Annotated in this window: 3 protein-coding genes; 2 read left to right on the plus strand and 1 reads right to left on the minus strand. The window is 50.2% G+C overall.

The window, feature by feature from the left end; all coding sequences use genetic code 11:
* The first annotated feature begins 33 nt into the window (after positions 1-33).
* Complete coding sequence (locus tag C230_RS0100625; protein WP_018130157.1) at positions 34-969, plus strand: hypothetical protein; 936 nt, start codon at positions 34-36, stop codon at positions 967-969.
* The gene (locus tag C230_RS22175) at positions 953-1,111 is read left to right on the plus strand and encodes a hypothetical protein (protein ID WP_018130158.1); all 159 of its coding nucleotides are present in this window, start codon (positions 953-955) and stop codon (positions 1,109-1,111) included. The genes C230_RS0100625 and C230_RS22175 overlap by 17 nt, the downstream gene beginning before the upstream one ends.
* 724 nt (positions 1,112-1,835) lie before the next feature.
* Here the strand turns inward: C230_RS22175 and C230_RS18905 are convergent.
* On the minus strand, positions 1,836-2,351 hold the full coding sequence (locus C230_RS18905; RefSeq protein ID WP_051074191.1) for a hypothetical protein: 516 nt from the start codon (positions 2,349-2,351) through the stop codon (positions 1,836-1,838).
* Between the last annotated feature and the right edge of the window lie 648 nt (positions 2,352-2,999).

Genomic DNA, 2,999 nt, shown 5'->3' on the forward strand with positions numbered 1-2,999 from the left:
TAAATTGATCCTGGTGATCAAGGAGGGGATTTGATGTCGATAAAATTATCAACCAAACGAAAGTGGTCAAGAAGAGTTACCCGCTTAAAAAAGGCGGTAATCGAGCACAAGGATTGGACGGGCATCTGGGGATTATGGCTTCTTACCCAATCATCAGCAATCCTGTATAAGTCTCTTCAGGACAGTATTCCGTTGATGTTGAGCATCTACCAATTTTTCGGCTCCCTGCAACCCAGTGTCACCGCAAATCCATTGTTGAGAGCTCTTTATGCCAACTTGTTGTTTTGGCCGTTTGTTGGAGTTTTCCTTCTGCTGAAGAAACTGATGTACCTTCTTCTCAGGAAGGAACCCGAGGTATCAGTTCAAGACCCAATTGTCTTGTACAAGGATGAATTGGCTGCCGCCATATTCGCTATCGACGAACAGAAAAGCGAGGAAGCTGTTAGAGATAGCATATGGGAACTGATCATCACTATCGTGGATACGATATGTGTAAATCTTGGACTGAGAAGAAAAGACTTTCGACTTTACTTTGTAGTTCCCCGTGCGCAAGAGAAGCAAGGGACCGACGAGGAAAATGTGGCTTTATCGATGGTCCGTTTTGGACAAGTGTTTGACCTTCTTAAAAAAGGGAAGATATCAGATACCGAATTCGAAGACATCTATCAAAGAGACGAACAGCGGGTCAAAGTGTTTCTAACAGACGATAAAGCAAAGACCGAAAACTATGTAAAATTGGATGGATCACCCGATGCGACGGTCCTATTGTTCGCTCGAAACCCCGGAAAATATCTTCGTATGGGACTCTATATCGCCGTGACGAAGGAAAATGCGGAGATTTCCGACTTCAAGGAAGTATTTCCAGAAGTGTCACAAATTATTTCAACGCTTGGATTCATTGACGAGATTGTCGAGTTTGTGCGAAAATATGGTCAAGAGGGAGGAGATGGCAATGAACAACAAAACTAAGCGTTCCGTCCATCGCCCCGCAGTGTTCACGGTGAAGGTTTCGCCAGCGACGAGTGGCGCCCGGATTTACACAGCCCAGGAGTTTGAGGCATTGCTGAAGCGTGTTGAGCAAGAAGAAAAGAAGAAAGCATCTGTTTCCTGAGAGCATGTACGAAGCCGGCCCAGTGCCGGTTTTCTTCTTTTGGCGATAGCATCACCCTCCACAACCCTATCCAGGGGGAAGTGTCCCTCGCTGTGACAGTATGTCACGCCTATGATGTGGCATCACCCAACATGTTCTGCTATCGGTTCAAGTGCTTGTCAATGCTCCCGAACCCGCTCGCCTGTTGGGTGTTCCCGGGTAATCCCCTCCCACGAGGGAAAGTTGACCAGGCGATCCCCGTGTGCCCAACGGTTCAGATTAAGGAGGCGCATCCGTGAAAGATGCCAAGGTCCTTTGGTCTGTCCCCCCAATCTAGGGGGAAGTGTCCTTGGAAAGGTATTATTAACATCACCCAATGAACTTCGCCGCTGTTTCGAGGTACCTCCGTGAAGTTAATCTGAGTACTAATTTACTGACATCACCCAATGAACTTCGCCGCTGTTTCGAGGGCTCGTCACCATGCGTGCTCTCACACAAAACATCTCTGTTTTCTTTCGAGCACCCGATTATGTCACAAACCTCCGAACCCGCTCGCCTGTTGGGTGTTCCTGGGTAATCCTCTCTCGTGAGAGGAAGTTGACCAGGCTAACCCCGTGTGCCCCACGGTTTATGTACAGGGGCCGATCTACCGCCGGCCCCTCTCCTTCAGTTTCAAACCGAACTTCTCGTTCACTTTCTGTTTCGGCGGTGCGCCTTACATCTGTCCGGATACTTTCTCCGACACTCACCATGCTTGATCCGATAGCAGGATAAGCTGCTCCAGATCTTCCAGATCGGACGGCGCATACCGTTCAAACACCTTGCGAACTCGATTGCGCTCTTCCTCGCTCGCTCCATGCAACATCCGTTGCATATCCCCAATATCCACGCCTCGACTCGCCTTCATCTTGAGCAACAGGAGGTAAGGCAAGTCCAGGACCGGAAAAGGTCCGACTCGATACGGGTGCTGAACCGCATCATCTGCCCACTCCTCATCCAGGAGCACTACATCGATCATGACTCCCTTCGGGGATCTTAGAGAAAAACCCCCGATACCAAGCTCTCCCACAACCTCAAAACCCGCTGTTTTCAACTTTTCCACGACGATCTGCAAATCCTTCGCCGCAACAGCCACATCAAAGTCCTCCGTGTGCCGTGGAGGGGCAAACTGGTTCACTGCCATGCCTCCGATCACCACATGCGGAACGTCCGCTATAAGGGTTTCAAGCCACTCCCACTCCAGCAACCTGTCTTTTCCCATCTTAATATCCCGCTCCCGATCCCAGTGCGATCCGCTTCCCGGTTTTTGGTGTTGCATCATTCTGCGAATTATGAACTTTCGCAATTGCATATTGGAAGACACTGTAAACACCCACTCTCGTCACCCTGACATGATCCAACGCCTTCAGATTCTCCATTGTCTTCACAAGAAGCCTACCTTTTTTTGGCGACACGTGCAAGTTATGTGGCACCATCCTGGCATCACCCTGGCACCACACTACATGCTCCGTTACTGTTTCGAGGGCTGGTCAACATGTCATACGAAGCCAGAAACCTCCGAGCCTGCTCGCATGTTGCGGATTAACACCCGTAGATTGGACATATGCTCCTGATATTGTGATCTTTCGCATTCTTTCTACAGCCTTTGCCCAGGTCCATAAATTGCCATCGGTCGTCGGTCTGTCAAGGGTCGCTGACACTGAACCTTCGGTTCCCCTTAACAGCTCCGCCTCCCTCTGGCTTGAGGCAGTTAAGGGCAAAGGCCCACAATACGCACCCACGTGCGTCACACCCTCACAGGGCGCTTTGGTTGCAGTCCTGTCTCAAGATGGCGGCGATGGAATTCGGCTGGCGGTAGGTAATGCAGGCTCGAATGTAGCCGGCGGTTGTTGTACCTGCGCACGAATTC

This window comes from Effusibacillus pohliae DSM 22757 (assembly GCF_000376225.1).
GTDB classification, from domain to species: domain Bacteria; phylum Bacillota; class Bacilli; order Tumebacillales; family Effusibacillaceae; genus Effusibacillus; species Effusibacillus pohliae.

Excerpts from the sequence above, each read along its gene's own strand:
- C230_RS0100625 (WP_018130157.1), top strand. The coding sequence starts at position 34 with ATGTCGATAAAATTATCAACCAAACGAAAGTGGTCAAGAAGAGTTACC.
- C230_RS22175 (WP_018130158.1), top strand. The coding sequence starts at position 953 with ATGAACAACAAAACTAAGCGTTCCGTCCATCGCCCCGCAGTGTTCACG.
- C230_RS18905 (WP_051074191.1), bottom strand. The coding sequence starts at position 2,351 with ATGGGAAAAGACAGGTTGCTGGAGTGGGAGTGGCTTGAAACCCTTATA.